Source organism: Nocardioides sp. TRM66260-LWL (genome assembly GCF_020075545.1).
Taxonomy (GTDB): domain Bacteria; phylum Actinomycetota; class Actinomycetes; order Propionibacteriales; family Nocardioidaceae; genus Nocardioides.
The window spans coordinates 329,251-345,865 of record NZ_JAIQZK010000001.1 but is presented as its reverse complement, the minus strand read 5'-3'; the positions used below and the strand labels follow the sequence as shown (position 1 = coordinate 345,865).

Annotated in this window: 17 protein-coding genes; 4 read left to right on the top strand and 13 right to left on the bottom strand. The window is 75.3% G+C overall.

Annotated features, from left to right (window positions below):
* Nucleotides 1-36 precede the first annotated feature (36 nt).
* Nucleotides 37-336 (top strand): YciI family protein, encoded by a 300-nt coding sequence (locus K8Z61_RS01720; RefSeq protein ID WP_224126340.1) that lies wholly within the window; start codon nt 37-39, stop codon nt 334-336.
* A gap of 17 nt (nt 337-353) precedes the next feature.
* Here K8Z61_RS01720 and K8Z61_RS19180 read toward each other — a convergent pair whose 3' ends face one another.
* The 3 genes from K8Z61_RS19180 to groES form a co-directional block, all read right to left on the bottom strand.
* A complete protein-coding gene (locus K8Z61_RS19180; RefSeq protein WP_224126339.1) occupies nt 354-1,781 on the bottom strand; it encodes an FAD-dependent oxidoreductase in 1,428 nt (475 codons plus the stop codon).
* Nucleotides 1,782-1,903: 122 nt separating this feature from the next.
* Nucleotides 1,904-3,523, bottom strand: a complete 1,620-nt coding sequence (groL, locus tag K8Z61_RS01710; protein WP_224126338.1) for a chaperonin GroEL — start codon at nt 3,521-3,523, stop codon at nt 1,904-1,906.
* A gap of 104 nt (nt 3,524-3,627) precedes the next feature.
* On the bottom strand, nt 3,628-3,921 hold the full coding sequence (gene groES, locus K8Z61_RS01705; protein WP_224126337.1) for a co-chaperone GroES: 294 nt from the start codon (nt 3,919-3,921) through the stop codon (nt 3,628-3,630).
* Between the two features lie 210 nt (nt 3,922-4,131).
* On the opposite strand from groES, the gene K8Z61_RS01700 reads away from it, so the two are divergent.
* Complete coding sequence (locus K8Z61_RS01700) at nt 4,132-5,298, top strand: THUMP-like domain-containing protein (protein ID WP_224126336.1); 1,167 nt, start codon at nt 4,132-4,134, stop codon at nt 5,296-5,298.
* A gap of 183 nt (nt 5,299-5,481) precedes the next feature.
* On the opposite strand, the gene K8Z61_RS01695 is transcribed toward K8Z61_RS01700, so the two are convergent.
* From K8Z61_RS01695 to tsaB, 6 genes are all read right to left on the bottom strand, one after another.
* Nucleotides 5,482-5,991 (bottom strand): SRPBCC family protein, encoded by a 510-nt coding sequence (locus K8Z61_RS01695; RefSeq protein WP_224126335.1) that lies wholly within the window; start codon nt 5,989-5,991, stop codon nt 5,482-5,484.
* A gap of 162 nt (nt 5,992-6,153) precedes the next feature.
* Complete coding sequence (locus K8Z61_RS01690; RefSeq protein ID WP_224126334.1) at nt 6,154-6,804, bottom strand: MBL fold metallo-hydrolase; 651 nt, start codon at nt 6,802-6,804, stop codon at nt 6,154-6,156.
* On the bottom strand, nt 6,804-7,901 hold the full coding sequence (locus tag K8Z61_RS01685; RefSeq protein ID WP_224126333.1) for an S-(hydroxymethyl)mycothiol dehydrogenase: 1,098 nt from the start codon (nt 7,899-7,901) through the stop codon (nt 6,804-6,806). The genes K8Z61_RS01690 and K8Z61_RS01685 overlap by 1 nt, the downstream gene beginning before the upstream one ends.
* A 122-nt stretch (nt 7,902-8,023) precedes the next feature.
* On the bottom strand, nt 8,024-9,088 hold the full coding sequence (gene tsaD, locus K8Z61_RS01680; protein ID WP_224126332.1) for a tRNA (adenosine(37)-N6)-threonylcarbamoyltransferase complex transferase subunit TsaD: 1,065 nt from the start codon (nt 9,086-9,088) through the stop codon (nt 8,024-8,026).
* A 14-nt stretch (nt 9,089-9,102) separates the two neighbouring features.
* A complete protein-coding gene (rimI, locus tag K8Z61_RS01675; RefSeq protein ID WP_224126331.1) occupies nt 9,103-9,597 on the bottom strand; it encodes a ribosomal protein S18-alanine N-acetyltransferase in 495 nt (164 codons plus the stop codon).
* Nucleotides 9,594-10,256, bottom strand: coding sequence for a tRNA (adenosine(37)-N6)-threonylcarbamoyltransferase complex dimerization subunit type 1 TsaB (gene tsaB / locus K8Z61_RS01670; RefSeq protein ID WP_224126330.1), 663 nt, complete (start codon nt 10,254-10,256; stop codon nt 9,594-9,596). The genes rimI and tsaB overlap by 4 nt, the downstream gene beginning before the upstream one ends.
* Nucleotides 10,257-10,370: 114 nt before the next feature.
* On the opposite strand from tsaB, the gene K8Z61_RS01665 reads away from it, so the two are divergent.
* Together K8Z61_RS01665 and K8Z61_RS01660 are read left to right on the top strand one after the other, a co-directional pair.
* On the top strand, nt 10,371-11,813 hold the full coding sequence (locus K8Z61_RS01665) for a rhodanese-like domain-containing protein (RefSeq protein WP_224126329.1): 1,443 nt from the start codon (nt 10,371-10,373) through the stop codon (nt 11,811-11,813).
* Nucleotides 11,814-11,854: 41 nt separating this feature from the next.
* A complete protein-coding gene (locus K8Z61_RS01660) occupies nt 11,855-12,817 on the top strand; it encodes an LOG family protein (protein ID WP_224126328.1) in 963 nt (320 codons plus the stop codon).
* Between the two features lie 22 nt (nt 12,818-12,839).
* Here the strand turns inward: K8Z61_RS01660 and K8Z61_RS01655 are convergent, their stop codons facing one another.
* From K8Z61_RS01655 to K8Z61_RS01640, 4 genes are all read right to left on the bottom strand, one after another.
* Nucleotides 12,840-14,015, bottom strand: coding sequence for a glycosyltransferase family 1 protein (locus tag K8Z61_RS01655; protein ID WP_224126327.1), 1,176 nt, complete (start codon nt 14,013-14,015; stop codon nt 12,840-12,842).
* 133 nt (nt 14,016-14,148) lie between these two features.
* A complete protein-coding gene (locus tag K8Z61_RS01650) occupies nt 14,149-14,931 on the bottom strand; it encodes a GNAT family N-acetyltransferase (protein ID WP_224126326.1) in 783 nt (260 codons plus the stop codon).
* Between the two features lie 113 nt (nt 14,932-15,044).
* Entirely contained in the window at nt 15,045-16,169 is a 1,125-nt protein-coding gene (gene rlmN / locus K8Z61_RS01645; RefSeq protein WP_224126325.1) for a 23S rRNA (adenine(2503)-C(2))-methyltransferase RlmN, read from the bottom strand.
* 50 nt (nt 16,170-16,219) lie between these two features.
* A complete protein-coding gene (locus tag K8Z61_RS01640; protein ID WP_224126324.1) occupies nt 16,220-16,603 on the bottom strand; it encodes a hypothetical protein in 384 nt (127 codons plus the stop codon).
* Nucleotides 16,604-16,615: the final 12 nt, after the last annotated feature.

Below are 16,615 nucleotides of genomic sequence, written 5' to 3'. Positions count from 1 at the left end.
CGTCGGAGGTGTTTCGCCCCGGTAAAGGAGCCTGAGATGGACCGCACCTGGATCTACTTCCTGCACCCGCCACGACCGCACTTCGCGGACACGATGACGGAGGCCGAGGAGGCCGTGTTCGCCGAGCACGCCACGCACCTCGCCAGGCTCCTGGCCGACGGCGTCCTGCTGCTGGCCGGGCCGACCCTCGGCGAGGTCAACACCGGCATCGCGGTCCTCCGAGCCCCCGACGAGGCCACCGCACGAGCGCTGATGCTGGCCGATCCGGTCGTGCGCGACGGCCTCGTGCGCGGCGAGCTCCGCGAGCTGCGGGCGACCTTCCTGGCCGGCGGCTGAGGCGTCGCGGGCCGACGTCAGATCCGGTCGGCCAGGCGGCGCGCCGCGATCTGCACGACGTCCCAGACGGTGGCGAAGGGAGGCGCGTAGGCGAGGTCGAGCTGGGCGAGGTCGTCCACGCTGCCCTCCGCCCACAGCACGGCCGCGGCGGTGTCGATCCGCTTCGCCGCGCCCTCGCCACCGGCGATCTGCACGCCCAGCAGCCGACGGCTGCGCGCGTCGGCGAGCACCCAGACCGCGGCGCTGGGGGCCGCGGGCAGGTAGCCGCTGATCGTGGTGCCCTCGGTGAGCAGCGCGACCGGCTCGAAGCCGGCGTCGCGGGCGTCGGCCTCGCCGAGGCCCGTCCGGGCCACCTCGAGATGGTGTCCGCCCGCGCGGAATCGCGTGATGGCCGTGCCGAGGGCGCCGGCCGAGCGGGCGGCGCCGCCCCCGAGGTTCTCCCCCAGCACCCGTCCCTGCTTGTTCGCGTGGGTGCCCAGCGGCAGGAACACCCGGCGCCGCAGCAGCCGGTGCTCGACGGTCGCGCAGTCCCCCGCCGCCCACACGTGCGGCGCGAGGCGCTGCCGCTCGTCGGGTGCGAACGCCCCCAGGTCTCCCGTGGGCAGGCTGCCGCCGCGGATCTCCAGCGCGCTCCGCGGCTGCACCCCGGTCGCCAGGACGACCACGTCAGCGGGCAGCTCGAGATCGACGGCGCGCACGGCGGCGACCCGGCCGTCGGCGCGCCGGCGCAGGCCGTCTGCCCGGCGTCCGGCGTGCACCCGGACGCCCGACGCGGCGAGCACCGCGCCCATCCGCTCACGCACCGGGTCCTCGAACCCGGGCAGCACCCCGCCGGGAGCCAGGAGGTGCACCTCGCAGTCGCGGGCGAGCAGCGCCTCGGCCATCTCCACGCCGATGTAGCCGGCGCCGACGATGACCGCGCGCACCAGCTCGCCGCGCCGGTCGGCGTCCGCCGTCGCCTCCTGCAGCAGCGCGTCCCAGGCGGGCCCGTCGTCGAGCGTCTTCACGGGGGCGACGCCCGGCACCAGCCCGCCGTCGGCCTGCGCCCACGAGGGGATGCGGGGCGTGGCGCCCGTGGCGAGCACCAGCTCGTCGTACTCCACCACCAGGGACCCGCCGTCGGGCCCGACGGCGTGGACGCGCCGCACGTCGAGGTCGACGCCGGTGGCGAGCACGCCGGTGCGCAGGTCGATGCCGGCGGCACGGTGCTCGGCGGGCGTGCGGGCGACGAGCGCGTCGGCGCCGGCCACCTCCCCGGCGATCAGGTACGGGAGTCCGCAGGCCGAGTAGGACGTGCGCTCGGTGCGCTCCAGCGCAGTGACCCGCAGGTGGCGTCCCCGGCTGGCCGCGGTGCGGAGCGCCTGGTGGGCGGCGCTCATGCCGGCGGCGTCCGCTCCGATCACGACGACGCGGACCGGCTGGTCGGGGCTCCCGGGATCGCTCACGGCGTCACGCTAGCCGCGCGTCCCAGCCGGGCAGCGCCCACGGCGGCCCCGGACGCACGGACGCCGCCGACCCCGAGGGGCCGACGGCGTCCGGCGTGGGATCCGCGAGGAGTCCGGAGGGATCAGTGGCCGTGGCCGTGACCGTGACCGGCCGCGGCGGGCTCCTCCTCCTCGGGCTTGTCGACGACGAGCGTCTCGGTGGTGAGCAGCATCGCCGCGATCGAGGTGGCGTTGACCAGCGCCGAGCGGGTGACCTTGACCGGGTCGAGGACGCCCTGGGCGACGAGGTCGCCGTACTCGCCGGTGGCGGCGTTGTAGCCCTGGCCGACGCCGAGCTCGCGCACCTTGGTGGTGACGACGTAGCCGTTCTCGCCGCCGTTCTCGGCGATCCAGCGCAGCGGCTCGTCGGCCGCCTTGCGGACCACCCGGACGCCGACGGCCTCGTCGCCGCTCAGGCCGAGGTCGCCCTCGAGCACCGAGACGGCGTGGATGAGGGCCGAGCCGCCGCCGGCGACGATGCCCTCCTCGATGGCCGCGCGGGTCGCCGAGACGGCGTCCTCGATGCGGTGCTTCTTCTCCTTCAGCTCCACCTCGGTGGCGGCGCCGACCTTGATCACGCAGACGCCGCCGGCCAGCTTGGCCAGGCGCTCCTGCAGCTTCTCGCGGTCCCAGTCGGAGTCGGTGGACTCGATCTCGGCCTTGATCTGGCCGACGCGGCCCTCGACGGCGGCGGAGTCGCCCGCACCGTCGACGATCGTGGTGTTGTCCTTGGTGACCACGACGCGACGGGCCTGGCCGAGCACCTCGAGGCCGACCTGGTCGAGCTTGAGGCCGACCTCGGGGGCGACGACGGTGCCGCCGGTGAGGATCGCGATGTCCTGCATCATCGCCTTGCGGCGGTCGCCGAAGGCCGGGCTCTTGACCGCGACGGCGTTGAAGGTGCCGCGGATCTTGTTGACGACCAGCGTCGAGAGGGCCTCGCCGTCGACGTCCTCGGCGAGGATGAACAGTGGCTTGCCGGCCTGGATGACCTTCTCCAGCAGCGGCAGCAGCTCGGCGATCGCCGAGATCTTCCCCTGGTGCAGGAGGATGTAGGGGTCGTCGAGGACGGCCTCCATGCGCTCCGGGTCGGTGACGAAGTACTGGCTGAGGTAGCCCTTGTCGAACTGCATGCCCTCGGTGAAGTCGAGCTCGGTGCCCATCGAGTTGGACTCCTCGACGGTGATGACGCCGTCCTTGCCGACCTTGTCGAAGGCCTGCGAGAGCAGGTCGCCGATGTGGGAGTCGCGGCTGGAGATGGTGGCGACCGAGGCCATGTCCTCGACCGACTCGACCTCGCGGGCGGCCTCGCGCAGCGCCTCGCCGACCGCGGCCGCGGCGGCGTCCATGCCGCGCTTGAGGCCCATCGGGTTAGCGCCGGCCGCGACCGCGCGCAGGCCCTCGTGGACCATCGCCTGGGCGAGCACGGTGGCGGTGGTGGTGCCGTCGCCGGCGACGTCGTTGGTCTTGGTGGCGACCTCCTTGGTGAGCTGCGCACCGAGGTTCTCGAACGGGTCGTCGAGCTCGACCTCACGGGCGACCGTGACGCCGTCGTTCGTGATGGTCGGGGCGCCCCACTTCTTGTCGAGCACCACGTAGCGGCCCTTGGGGCCGAGCGTGACCTTGACGGCGTTCGCGAGCGCGTCGACGCCGCGCTCGAGGGAGCGGCGGGCGTTCTCGTCGAACTCCAGGATCTTGGGCATCAGGTTCTCCTTGACGGTGGAAAGGGTGCGCCCGGGCCGCGAGACGCGGGCCCGGGCGGCGACCGGTGGGGACGGCTGACGCCGCGCCCCGGGTTCGGCTCAGATCAGGACACGACCGCGAGCACGTCGCGGGCCGAGAGGATGAGGTACTCCTCGCCGGCGTACTTGACCTCGGTGCCGCCGTACTTGGAGTAGATGACCTTGTCGCCGAGGGCGACGTCGAGCGGCACGCGGTTGCCGTTGTCGTCGATGCGACCCGGGCCCAGGGCGACGACCTCGCCCTCCTGCGGCTTCTCCTTGGCGGTGTCCGGGATGACCAGGCCGGACGCCGTGGTCTGCTCGGCCTCGAGGGGCTTGACGACGATGCGGTCCTCGAGCGGCTTGATGTTGACCGACACGTAGATCGACCTCTGCTTTCGCGATGTCTGTAGACGGTGGAAGAACGACTGCCCGTCGGGCGCCGGCACGCCGTCGCGGGGGCCGCTCCGGTGCCGACAGGCGTTGGCACACTCGCAGGGAGAGTGCCAGAGAGAAACTAGCACTCACCTCCCACGAGTGCCAGGGGCGCACGCGTCGGGAGCGGCGCGGCGTCTGCGAGGATCCGCGACGTGGACCTCGACGCCTTCCGCTGGCTGCTCACCGACGACGGCGCGCAGCTGCTGGCCCGGGCCCGTCAGGTGGCGGATCGTCCGGCGCTGGCGCAGCAGGCCGAGCTCCGCCGCCACGCCACCCCCGAGCGGGTCGCGGCCGCGCTGACCCAAGCCGGGCTGCGGCAGCGGGCGGTCGCCAAGTTCGGCGACGACGCCGCTCGCCTGTGGTTCACCTCCGACGGCCTCGAGCAGGCCACCCGACGACGCGTCGCCGACCACCGGGCCGCGCGGCTGCGGGCCTTCGGCGCCGGCACCCTGCTCGACCTGGGCTGCGGCATCGGCGGCGACCTGATGGCGGCCGCGCGGGTCGGCGTCACCGCCGCGGGCGTCGACCTCGATCCCCTGAGGGTCGCCGTGGCGCAGGCCAACCTGGCCGCCCTCGGCCTGCCGGGCGCCGTGGTGGTGGCGGACGCCGCGGACGTGGACCCCGCGCCGTTCGACGTGGTCTTCGTCGACCCCGCCCGGCGCGGCGCGCGAGGTCGCACCTTCTCGCCCGACGACTGGACGCCGCCGTGGCCGCTGGTCGCGTCGCTGCTCGAGCGGGACGCCTGCGCGAAGCTCGCCCCCGGCATCCCCCACGACCTCGTCCCCGACGGCGTCGAGGCCGAGTGGGTCAGCGACGACGGCGAGGTGAAGGAGGCCGCGCTGTGGTCCGGACGTCTGGCCACCTGCGCGCGGCGGGCGACCGTGATCTCCGGCGGCGGGCTGGCCACGCTCACCGAGGACGACGACCCCGGGGCGCCGGTCGTCCCGCTCGGCCGCTACCTGCACGAGCCCGACGGCGCGGTGATCCGGGCCGGCCTCGTCACCGCCGTCGCCGCGCGGCTCGACGGAGGGCTGCTCGACGAGCACATCGCCTACGTCACCACCGACTCGCCCGACGCCACCCCGTTCTCCCGCGCCTACGCCGTACAGGAGGTGCTGCCCTACCGCGAGAAGGCCCTGCGCACGGCGCTGCGCGAGCGCGGCATCGGGCGCCTGACGATCAAGAAGCGCGGCGTCGACGTCGTCCCCGAGCAGCTGCGCCGCCGCCTCGACCTGCGCGGCGACGCCGAGGCCACGATCGTGCTCACCCGGATCGCCGGCGAGGGCGCCTGCGTGCTCGTGGAGCCGCTCGCGCGGTGACGTGCCCCGCGCTGATCGCCCGGGTCGCATCGGCCTCGATCGCCCCGTCCGGCGCAGGTTTCCCCGGATATCCGGGGAAACCGGACGTTGTCAGGGGAAGTTTCGCCTGACAACGTCCAGGTTCCCCTGACAAGTGCCTGGCGACGGCCGATTCGGTCCATCCGGACCGGGCCGATCCGTCGCTCAGCCGACGCTCGCCCGCCGCGCGACCTCGCGGGCCAGGATGCCGAGCGTCGCCCGCAGGTGCGTCTCGGTGAGCACCGGGAAGAGCGGCTTCCACTCCGGCGCGGCGCTCGACCAGTCGTAGACGCTCGTGACGCGCGTGCGCGGGCCGCCGTCCTCCCCGGGCTCGAGCGGCTCGAGCCGGTACCCGTAGGTGTGGCCGATCTGGGGTCGGATGCGACCGAGCACCGTCCAGGCGATCTCGCGCTCCGCCTCGTACGCGGTGATCGTCACGGTGACGTCGTACTCGCCCATCTCGGGGAGGTCGCCGAGCGCCTCACGATCCATGTGCACGGCGAACCGGTCGCCCACGGCCGAGACCCGCTCGCCGGTCGCGCTCTGCAGCATGCCGGAGGCGTCGATCGCGACGTGCCCCTGCGGGTCGGCCAGGACCTCGAAGATCGACGCCGGACTCGCCACGATCACCCGCTCGGCCTCGAGGCGCTCGATGGTGGAGGGCTGCTCGCTCATGCCGCGACCCTACGCACCGGGCTCGGGAGTCGCGTGGCCGCCCGCCCGGCCGTCGCCAGCGCGCCCCGGCACCGGACTGGTCAGGGAGAACTGGACGTTGTCAGGGGAAGTTTCCCCTGACAACGTCCAGTTTCCCCGGATGTCCGGGGAAACCTGCAGGCGTCAGCCCAGCAGCGCCCGCTCGGCGCCGATGGTGGTGTCCTCGCCGTGGCCGGTGTGGACGACGGTGTCGTCGGGCAGGTCGAACAGCCGGGCCCGGATGGAGGCCTCGAGGGTCGGCCGGTCGGAGAACGAGCGCCCGGTGGCGCCGGGGCCGCCGTGGAAGAGCGTGTCGCCGGTGAACACGCAGCCCAGCGCCGGCGCGGAGAAGCAGACGGCGCCCGGGGCGTGGCCAGGGGTGTGGAGCGCCGTCAGCACGACCGCGTCGTCGCCGGCGCCGACGGTGATCTGCTGGCCGTCGGCGAGGTCGACGTCCCACAGGTGCTCGCCGGTCTCGGCGTCGCCGTGGGTGAGCTCCCAGAGCGGGCGCTCGTCGGGGTGCAGCAGGATCGGCGCGGTGACCCGCTCGCGCAGCGCCGGCGCGGCCCGGCAGTGGTCGTCATGGGCGTGGGTGAGCAGGATCGCCGTGACCCGACGTCCGGCGACGACCTCGAGGATCGCCTCGACGTCGTGGGGCGCGTCGATCACCACGCACGACTCGTCGTCGCCCACGACCCAGATGTTGTTCTCGACGTCGAACGTCTCGCCGTCGAGGCTGAAGGTGCCCGACGCGGTGCCGTGGTCGACCCTCACCGGTCCGGCGGACTCGGCCATCAGAGCACCACGACCGAGCGGAGCACGTTGCCGTCGTGCATCTTCGCGAATGCGGCCTCGACGTCGCGGAGCGCGATCTCCTCGGTGACGAAGGCGTCGAGGTCGAGCCGGCCCTGCCGGTAGAGGTCGACGAGCATCGGGAAGTCGCGGCTGGGCAGGCAGTCGCCGTACCAGCTGGACTTCAGCGATCCGCCGCGTCCGAAGACGTCGATCAGCGGGATGTCGGGGATCGTCATGTCAGGGGTCGGCACGCCGACGAGGACGACGGTGCCGGCGAGGTCGCGGGCGTAGAACGCCTGCCGGTAGGTCTCGGGCCGGCCGACCGCCTCGATCACGACGTCGGCGCCGAAGCCGCCGGTGAGCTCCTGGATCGCGGCCACCGGGTCGGTCTGCGAGGAGTCGACGGTGTGCGTCGCGCCCAGCGCCTTGGCCTTCTCCAGCTTCTTCGCGTCGATGTCGACGGCGATGATCGTGTGCGCCCCGGCGAGCGCCGAGCCGGCGATCGCGGCCACCCCGACGCCGCCGCAGCCGATCACCGCCACCGACTTCCCGCGCGTCACGCCGCCGGTGTTGATCGCGGCGCCGAGACCGGCCATGACGCCGCAGCCGAGCAGGCCCACCGCCGCCGGACGTGCCGCGGGGTCGACCTTCGTGCACTGGCCCGCCGCCACGAGCGTCTTCTCCGCGAACGCCCCGATGCCCAGCGCCGGCGAGAGCTCGGCCCCGGCGTCCGGGCCGTCGGCCAGCGTCATCCGCTGGGTCGCGTTGTGGGTCGCGAAGCAGTACTGGGGCTCGCCCCGCTCGCACGCCCGACACTGCCCGCAGACCGCACGCCAGTTCAGGACGACGAAGTCGCCCGGCGCCACCGACGTGACGTCGGGCCCGACCGCCTCGACCACCCCGGCCGCCTCGTGGCCGAGCAGGAAGGGGAACTCGTCGTTGATGCCGCCCTCGCGGTAGTGCAGGTCGGTGTGGCAGACCCCGCAGGCCTGCACCGCCACCACGGCCTCGCCCGGCCCCGGGTCGGGGACGTTGATCGTGACGAGCTCGACCGGCTCGCCCTGGCGGCGCGCGACGATGGCCTGGACCTGCTGCATGGGGACTCCTGAGGGGGCGTGGGCCACCGTCGATGGTGGCTCCGATCACACCCTAGGGGCGCCGCCAAGGAGGCCGGAACGGCTCGCGCAGCCCACCCTCGGCACCGTCGGACAGGCCGGGGTCATCCGGCGAGGACCTCGGTGACCGGCAACGAGGAGTCGGCCGGCAGGTCCAGCGACGAGGGCGTGCGACCCCGGGCGACCATCTCCGCGCCGAGCGCGGCGACCATCGCGCCGTTGTCGGTGCACAGCCCCGGACGCGGCACCCGCACCCGCACCCCGAGCCGCTCGGCGCGCTCGACCGCGAGCGCGCGCAGCCGAGAGTTGGCCGCGACCCCGCCCCCGATCAGGAGGTCCTCGACGCCCTCGCTCGCCGCGGCGTCCAGCGCCTTGCGCACCAGCACGTCGCAGACGGCCTCCTGGAAGGACGCCGCGACGTCGGCCACCGGCACCGGCTCGCCGCTGCGCTCGCGCGCCTCGACCCACCGGGCCACCGCGGTCTTGAGCCCCGAGAAGGAGAAGTCGAAGCGGTGACGCTCCAGGTCGCGGCGCGAGGAGAGCCCGCGCGGGAAGTCGATGGCGACGCCGTCGCCCTCGCGCGCCGCGCGGTCGATGTGCGGGCCGCCCGGGAACGGCAGGCCGAGCAGCCGGGCGACCTTGTCGAACGCCTCGCCGGCCGCGTCGTCGATCGTCGCGCCGAGCGGGTCGACCCCGCCGGTGGCGGTGACGTCGGTGACCCGCAGCAGGCTGGAGTGGCCGCCGCTGACGAGCAGCGCGAGGCACGGCTCGGGCAGCGGGCCGTGCTCGAGCTGGTCGACCGCCACGTGCGCGGCGAGGTGGTTGACCCCGTAGAGCGGCTTGCCCAGGCCCCACGCCAGCGCCTTGGCCGACGCGACGCCGACCAGCAGGGTGCCGGCGAGTCCGGGACCATGGGTGACGGCGACGGCGTCGACGTCGGCCAGCCGGACGCCGGCCGTCTCGCAGGCGCGCTCGATGGTCGGCACCATCGCCTCGAGGTGCGCCCGGCTCGCGACCTCGGGCACCACCCCACCGAAGCGCGCGTGCTCCTCGACGCTGCTGGCCACCGCGTCGGCCAGCAGGGTGCGGCCCCGGACGATGCCGACGCCGGTCTCGTCGCACGAGGTCTCGATGCCGAGCACCAGCGGCTCGTCGCTGCTCCCGCCCACGGACGTCCCCCTCCTCACGATCCTCCGCAGCCCCGGCCGAGGCCGAGCCGCATCACGACGGCGGTCGCGCCGTCGGCGTAGTAGCGGGGTCGTCGGTCGACCTCCACCAGGCCCCGCGCGGCGTAGAAGGCCTGCGCCCCGCGGTTGTCCGCCCGCACCTCCAGCAGCAGCCGGTCGGCGCCCGCGGCCCGGCCGGCCTCGACGACCGCGGCCAGCAGGGCCGAGGCGACGCCGTGACGACGCGCCTCGGGGGCGGTCGCGATGCGCTGCAGGTCGGCGATGTCGCCCACCAGGCTGGCCACCGCGTGGCCCACCACCCGGCCGGCCCGCTCGGCCACCAGGTACCGCACGGTCGGGAGCCCGCCCGCGAGCCCGTCGGCGATCAGGGCGGGCGACCAGGCGTCGGCGCCGAGCCCGGCGCGCTCGAGGGCGACGACGGCGTCGAGGTCGTCGGGGGTCGCCTCCCGCACGGCGACGCCGAGGGCGCCGACGTCGGCCACGGCGCTCACGACACCGGCTTACGCGCGCCGGGCGTCTCGGCGTCGGGGCGGCGCAGGTAGAGAGGCTCGGGGTCGCCGAGCTCGACCAGCTCGCCGGCGACGGCCCGCGCGAGCCAGCCGGCGCTGGGACGCAGCGGCATCGGCTCACCGGCGGCGCGCAGCGCGTCGGGGTAGAGCAGCGCCCCCTCCCCGACGACCGGCAGTCCCGGGGGCAGCGTGGCGGCGAGCGCGTCGGCGCGTCCCACGACCGGCCCGTCGACCCGGCGGCCCTCGGCGTCGTAGGTGGCCAGGTGCACCTCGCGGCGCCGGGCGTCGGAGGCCGCGGCGAACCCGGCGTCCAGCCCCGGCAGGCGCTGCGCGACGGCCTCGAGCGCCAGGACGTCGAGCGAGCAGACGCCGTACACCGGCAGGTCCAGCACATGGGCGAGCGTGCGGGCCGTGACGAGCCCGACCCGCAGGCCGGTGAACGGTCCGGGGCCGACGCCGACGGCGACCGCGGTGAGGTCGTGCCGGTGCGCGTCGCAGGCGCGCAGCGCGGCGTCGACCAGCGGCATGACCTGCTCGCCGTGACGCATCGGCTGCTCGGAGACCCGCTCGTCGACCACGTCGACGCCGTCGTGCAGGGCCACGCTCACCTGGGGCGAGGAGGTGTCGAGGGCGAGCAGCACGCGGCCGAGGCTAGCGCCTCCCCGATCCTGGCCCGCTCGCCCCGTGCCGGACGGGGCGTCCCGTGCTATAACTCTTGCAAGTCGATCGACTTTAACGACCGAAGGGGACGCGCCGTGGAGATCATCGCCCTCGAGGTCGCGCACCTCGACAACGTCTGTCACCTCGTCCACGACGGTCGCCGGGCCCTGGTGGTCGACCCGCCGCGCGACCTGCGGGCGGTCGAGCACGCCGCGCGCGTCGCCGGCGTCGAGATCGCCGTGGTGGCCGACACCCACCTCCACCACGATCACCTCTCGGGCGCGCTCGCCCTGGCCCGCCGCCACGGCGCCGACTACCTGCTCTCCGCCGAGGAGTCCGTGGCCTTCGAGCGGGTCGGCACGCGCGACGGCGACGTCCTGCGGGTCGGCCGCCTCGAGGTCGAGGTGCTGGCCACCCCGGGACACACGCGTCACCACCAGGCCTTCCTCGTCCGCGACCCCGAGGGGGGCCCGGACGCGCTGCTCAGCGGCGGCTCCCTGCTCCGCGGCACGGTCGGCCGCACCGATCCGACCTCGCCCGCCGCGGCCCGCGACCTCGCCGGCATGCAGTGGGCGGGCCTGCGCGTGCTCGCCGGACTCGACCCGGCCACCCGGCTGCTGCCCACCCACGGCCCTCGCAGCGTCTGCGCCGCCCGCCTCCCCGCCGCGGCCGACGGGCGTCGATGTGCCGGCGTCGGCGAGCCCTCCGCCCGTCGCGACGACGGCACGCTCGCCGACGAGCTGCGCGCCAACCCCGCCCTCCGCCTGTCCCGGGAGACCTTCGTGCACGACCTCCTCGCCGACCCCGGCCCCCTCCCCCGCCAGCAGCACCGCAGCCGCTCCGTCGCCGCGCTCAACCGCACCGGGGCCGGACGCGCCCCCGTCCGCACCGCCCGTCCGGCCACGGCCGCGGAGGTCTCCGACGCCGTCCTGCGCGGCTCGTGGGTGATCGACCTGCGCGACCGCCGCCGCTTCGCCACCGGCCACCTGCCCGGCTCGATCAGCGTCGAGCACGGCGCCGGGCTGGCCGCGCACGTCGGCTGGCTCGTCCCCTGCGAGGACGACCTGGTGCTGCTCACCGACTCCCCCGACCGCCTCGCCGAGGCCGTGCACCAGCTCGCCGAGCTCGGCATCGACGCCGTCACCACACACGTCGTCGACGAGCGGCGGCCGGACGCCGTCACCCTCGAGGCGCGGTGCCGTCGGGCCGACTGGCGCACCTACGCGCTCCAGCTCGACCTCGCGGACGCCACGAGCGCGACGCCGGTGCTCGTCGACGTCCGCGACCGCGCCGAGTTCGACGCCGGCCACCTGCCGGGCGCCGTCCACCTGCCGCTGCACGAGATCGAGACCCGCGCGCACGAGCTGCCGGCCGGCGAGCTGTGGGTGCACTGCCGCACCGGCCAGCGCGCCGGGGTGGCCAGCAGCCTGCTCCAGCGCCTCGGACGCGTCGTCGTGCACCTGGACGACCGGTGGGAGAACGCCGCCGAGCTCCTCCTGCCCCTCGAGGTCGGGGCCGCGGCGGGCACCGCCGCCTGACCCTCCGCCGTCCGGCACCGGCGGCCCGGCACAGTGGGGGCATGACCCGCACCCGAGGCCGCGTCCGACACCTCGAGCCGACCGTCGGGCTGGCGCGCGCCGACGCCGCGGCCCGACTCGACGGCGCGCTCGCGGCCGCGCCGCTCGACGTCGTCCGCACGCGGCTCTACACCGCCGCCGAGCTCTACGACGCGCCCGCGTACGCCGACACGCTCGACGCCCGCGCCTACGCCTGGGCCCGGCAGCCGCGCACCCCTGCGGCCGCCCTGGCCGGCGCGCTCCACGACCACGCCATCGACCAGGCGCTCGAGGGCTGGGTCGCCGAGCGCCGGCGCGGGCCGTCGGGCGGCGGGATCGTGGGGGTCATGGGCGGCCACGCGGTCGACCGCGACGCCCCGGCGTACCGCGACGCCGCGCGGCTGGGCCTGCGGCTGGCGGCGCGCCACGTCGTGGCGACGGGCGGCGGCCCGGGGGCGATGGAGGCGGCCTCGCTGGGCGCCCGCCTGGCCGGCCTCGACGACGCCGCGACCGCGCTGGACGAGGCCCTGGCCCTGCTCGCGCCGGTGCCGTCGTTCCGGCCCTCGATCGACGCCTGGCTGACGACCGCGCAGGAGGTGTGCGCCCGTTGGCCCTCGAGCCGCGACGGCCTCGGCATCCCCACCTGGCACTACGGCCACGAGCCGCCCTCGCTGTTCCCCTCGGCGATCGCGAAGTACCTGCGCAACGCCCTCCGCGAGGCGATCCTGCTCGAGGTCTGCGACGCCGGCATCGTCTTCCTGCCCGGCGCGGCCGGCACCGTCCAGGAGGTCTTCCAGGACGCCTGCGAGAACTACTACGCGGCGGAGGCCGAGGTGGCGCCGATGGTGCTCGTCGGCGTGCGGCACTGGACCGAGGAGCTGCCGGTCTGGCCGCTGCTGCGCCGCCTGGCCCAGGGGCGCGCGATGGCCGAGCGGCTGCACCTGGTCGACGACGTCGACGAGGCGGCGGCCGTCCTCGCGGGCTGAGCCCGCGGGTCGGGCCTCCGGATCAGCCGGCCGCCTGCACCGCGGCGACGTCCGGACCGGCGACGTCGCGGTAGTGCTCGACCAGCGCGGTGGTGACGGCGTGCCACGAGCGCTGCTCGACGCTGCGCCGGGCGGCCAGGCCCATGCGACGACGCAGGAGCGGATCGCGGGTCAGCCGGTCGACGTGGGCCGCCAGCTCGTCGGCGTCGCCGGGCGCGTACAGGAGGCCGGCGACGCGGTCGGCGACCACGTCGATCGGTCCGCCGGCGCGCGGGGCGACGACCGGGACGCCCGAGGCGAGCGCCTCCTGGGCCGACTGGCAGTAGGTCTCGTGCCGGCCGGTGTGGACGAACACGTCGAGCGAGGCGTACGCGGCGCCCAGCTCCTCGCCGTGCAGCACGCCGAGGAACGCGGCGTCCGGCAGCACCGTGCGCAGTCGCTCCGCCTCCGGGCCGCCGCCGACGAGCACGAGCCGGTAGCGCGGGTCGCGGTCGATCGACGCCAGGAGCTCGAGCTCCTTCTCGGGGGCCAGGCGCCCGACGTAGCCGACGAGCAGCCGGCCGTCCCGCAGGCCGTCCGCGCCGAGCAGCTCGGCACGCAGGTCGTCGTCGCGACGCTCGGGGTGGAAGCCGGCGAGGTCGACGCCACGGGGCCACAGCGCGACGTTGTCGATGCCGAGCCCCTCGAGCTGGCGCAGGCTCGCCGTCGAGGGAGCCAGCGTGCGGTCGCAGCGGGCGTGGATGCGGCGGGTCAGCGCCGCCATGGCCCGGACGCCGCCGGGGATGTCGTAGCGCTCGGCGAAGCCGACGAGGTCGGTCTGGTAGATCGCGACGGTGGGGATGCCGAGCTCCTCGGCGGCCCGCACGGCCTGGTGGCCGAGGGTGGCGGGCGAGGCGACGTGGACGACGTCGGGGGCGAACCCGATCATCGTCGCGCGCAGGCGCCGGCGGGTCTCCAGGCCGATGCGGAAGTCCTTGTAGAACGGCAGGTTCGCGCCCCGGGCCCGGACGACCCGGAAGCCCGCGTAGGTCTCCGGGCCGGTCGGCGCCACCAGCAGCGCCTCGTGACCCTCGGCGGCCAGGTGGTCGAGGACGCGACGCACCGAGTTGGTGACGCCGTTGACCTGGGGCAGGAAGGACTCGGCGACGACGAGGACCCGGAGGCGGTCGCCGGTGCGCGGCAGCGAGTGCAGGTTCACGTGCCGTCACGCTAGGAGCGGCTCGGCAACGAGCCCGGAGCCTCAGGTGGCCGGCATGTGAATGTCGCGTGGCGACGGCGCGGTCGCGGGCGTGACGCCCGTCATGCCCGCCCTGCCCGGCGTCGCGCTCACCTCATCGCAGCGGCAGCCGGTAGGCGGTCTCGACGCCGTGCTCGACGAACCCGGCACGGTCCGCGGCCCGGACGTCGTCGCTGCGGGTGCGGATCAGCGCGAGGTCGAGGCCGACGGAGGTCGCCTCGGCGAGCCGGTGCGCCAGCAGGGCCCGGTGGACGCCGGCGCCCCGGGCGTCCGGACGCACGGCCGCGCCCCACAGCCGCACGACCGCGCCGTCGCGGGTGGCGCCGGCGGAGCCGACCGCGACGCCGCGCCGCCGGGCCAGGAACCAGGACGCCTCGGGCATCTCGGCGTCCGCGCGCAGGGCGTCGGTGAGCTCGTCCTCGTCCAGCGGCTCGGTGCCGAACGCCTCGGCGCCGACGTCGGTGGCCGCGCGCAGCTCGGCGCGGGAGTCGACGGTGCGCACCTCGACGTCGTCCGGCACCCCGGCGGCGAGCAGGGCCCGCAGGGCGTCGAGCGGGTCGGCCGCCAGCACCCGCACCCGGTCGACGGCCGCTCCCCCGCGCAGCAGGACGTCGCGCTCGAACTCCGCCGGATGTCCCGACCTGGCCCACCAGGTCATCTCCGCGACGCCCCAGCCGAGGGCGATCTCGCGCACCTCGTCGATCACCTGCCGCACGGTGCGGCGCAGCGGACCCAGCCAGACCAGCTGCACGCCGGCGCCGCTCCACGCCGGGTGGGAGACCAGCCGGTACTCCGGCGTCGCGACCTCGACGGCGTCGTCGGGCACGTGGGTCCAGGCCGCCGCGGCGGCGTGGACGCGGGCGGCATCGAGGGTCACGCGGCGACGGTAGACCGGCGCGCCCAGGCCGCCGCCGTGATCACCGGGATGGACCGGATCCCCGGCCCGGTCGACGTCCGGGCGCACGTCCCTCCGGGAGTGACCGTCGGCGACTACTCCGACGCAGCCAGCTGGCCGCAGGCGCCGTCGATCTCGCGGCCGCGGGTGTCGCGGACGGTCGTCGGGATGCCCTTGGCCTCGAGCCGTCGGACGAACTCGCGCTCGTCGGCGGGGTCGGACGCCGTCCACTTGCTGCCCGGCGTCGGGTTGAGCGGGATCAGGTTGACGTGCACCCAGCCCCAGTCGCCGTAGGACCGCAGGACGTCGCCGAGCAGGTCGGCGCGCCAGGCGTGGTCGTTGATGCCGCGCATCATGGCGTACTCGATGGAGACGCGGCGCTTGGTCAGGCGGGCGTAGTCCCAGGCGGCCTCGACGGTCTCGGCGACCGAGAAGCGGGTGTTGATCGGCACGAGCTCGTTGCGCAGCTCGTCGTCCGGCGCGTGCAGGCTCAGCGCGAGGGTGACCGGGACGCCCTCCTCGGCGAGCTGGCGGATGCGCGGGACGAGGCCGACCGTCGAGACCGTGATGCCGCGGGCCGACATGCCCAGGCCGTCGGGCGTGGGGTCGGTGAGCCGACGCACGGCGCCGATGACGGCGGAGTAGTTGGCCAGCGGCTCGCCCATGCCCATGAACACGACGTTGGAGACGCGGCCGGGCCCGCCCGGGACCTCGCCGCGGGCCAGCGAGCGGGCTCCGGCGACGACCTGCTCGACGATCTCGGCGGTGCTCATGTTGCGCTGCAGGCCGCCCTGGCCGGTGGCGCAGAACGGGCAGGCCATGCCGCACCCGGCCTGGCTGGAGACGCAGATCGTGGCGCGGTCGGGGTAGCGCATCAGCACCGACTCGACCAGCGAGCCGTCGAAGAGCCGCCACAGCGTCTTGCGGGTGGTGCCCTTGTCGGCCTCGAGCGTGCGCAGGGGCGTCATCAGCTCGGGCAGCAGGGTCGAGACGAGATCGGCACGCTGGGCGGCCGGCAGGTCGGTCATCTGCTCGGGGTCGTCGGCCAGCCGCGCGAAGTAGTGCGTCGAGAGCTGTCGGGCCCGGAAGCCGGGGAGCCCGTTCTCCTCGAGCAGCGCCTTGCGTCCGGCCGGGTCGAGATCGGCCAGGTGGGCGGGCGGCTTGCCGCGTCCCTTCGGCGGGTCGAAGACCAGGGGCAGGGGCTTGGGTGCGTCGGACATCGCGACCAGTCTCCCACCGGCCGCGCCGGCGGGCAGCATCCGCGCGGGCGTCAGGTCTGGCGGTTCACCAGGAACCACAGGACGCCGGCGGCGACGACGCCGACGACGAGCAGCGTCGAGACCATGCCCAGCGCGAGGTAGCGACCCAGCCGACGGGTGCTCGGGGCGGCGATCAGACCGATCGGCACGACCAGGGCGAGCAGCACGAACGCGAAGAGCGAGGTGACGGCGTCCTGGCTGACGAGGGCCGAGAGGATCGCGGCGTAGAGGCTCGGCACGACGATGACGAAGAGCATGCCGCCGAAGAAGCCGGCCAGGGGCGTGAAGACGGGGTGGTCGCGGTGCCACCAGCGCGCCTGACGACGGCGGGTGCCGACCCGCGGGCCGCCGTCGCCCGGGACGGCCGGCATCACCCGGGTCTGGTCGCTCTCCACCCCCTGAGCGTA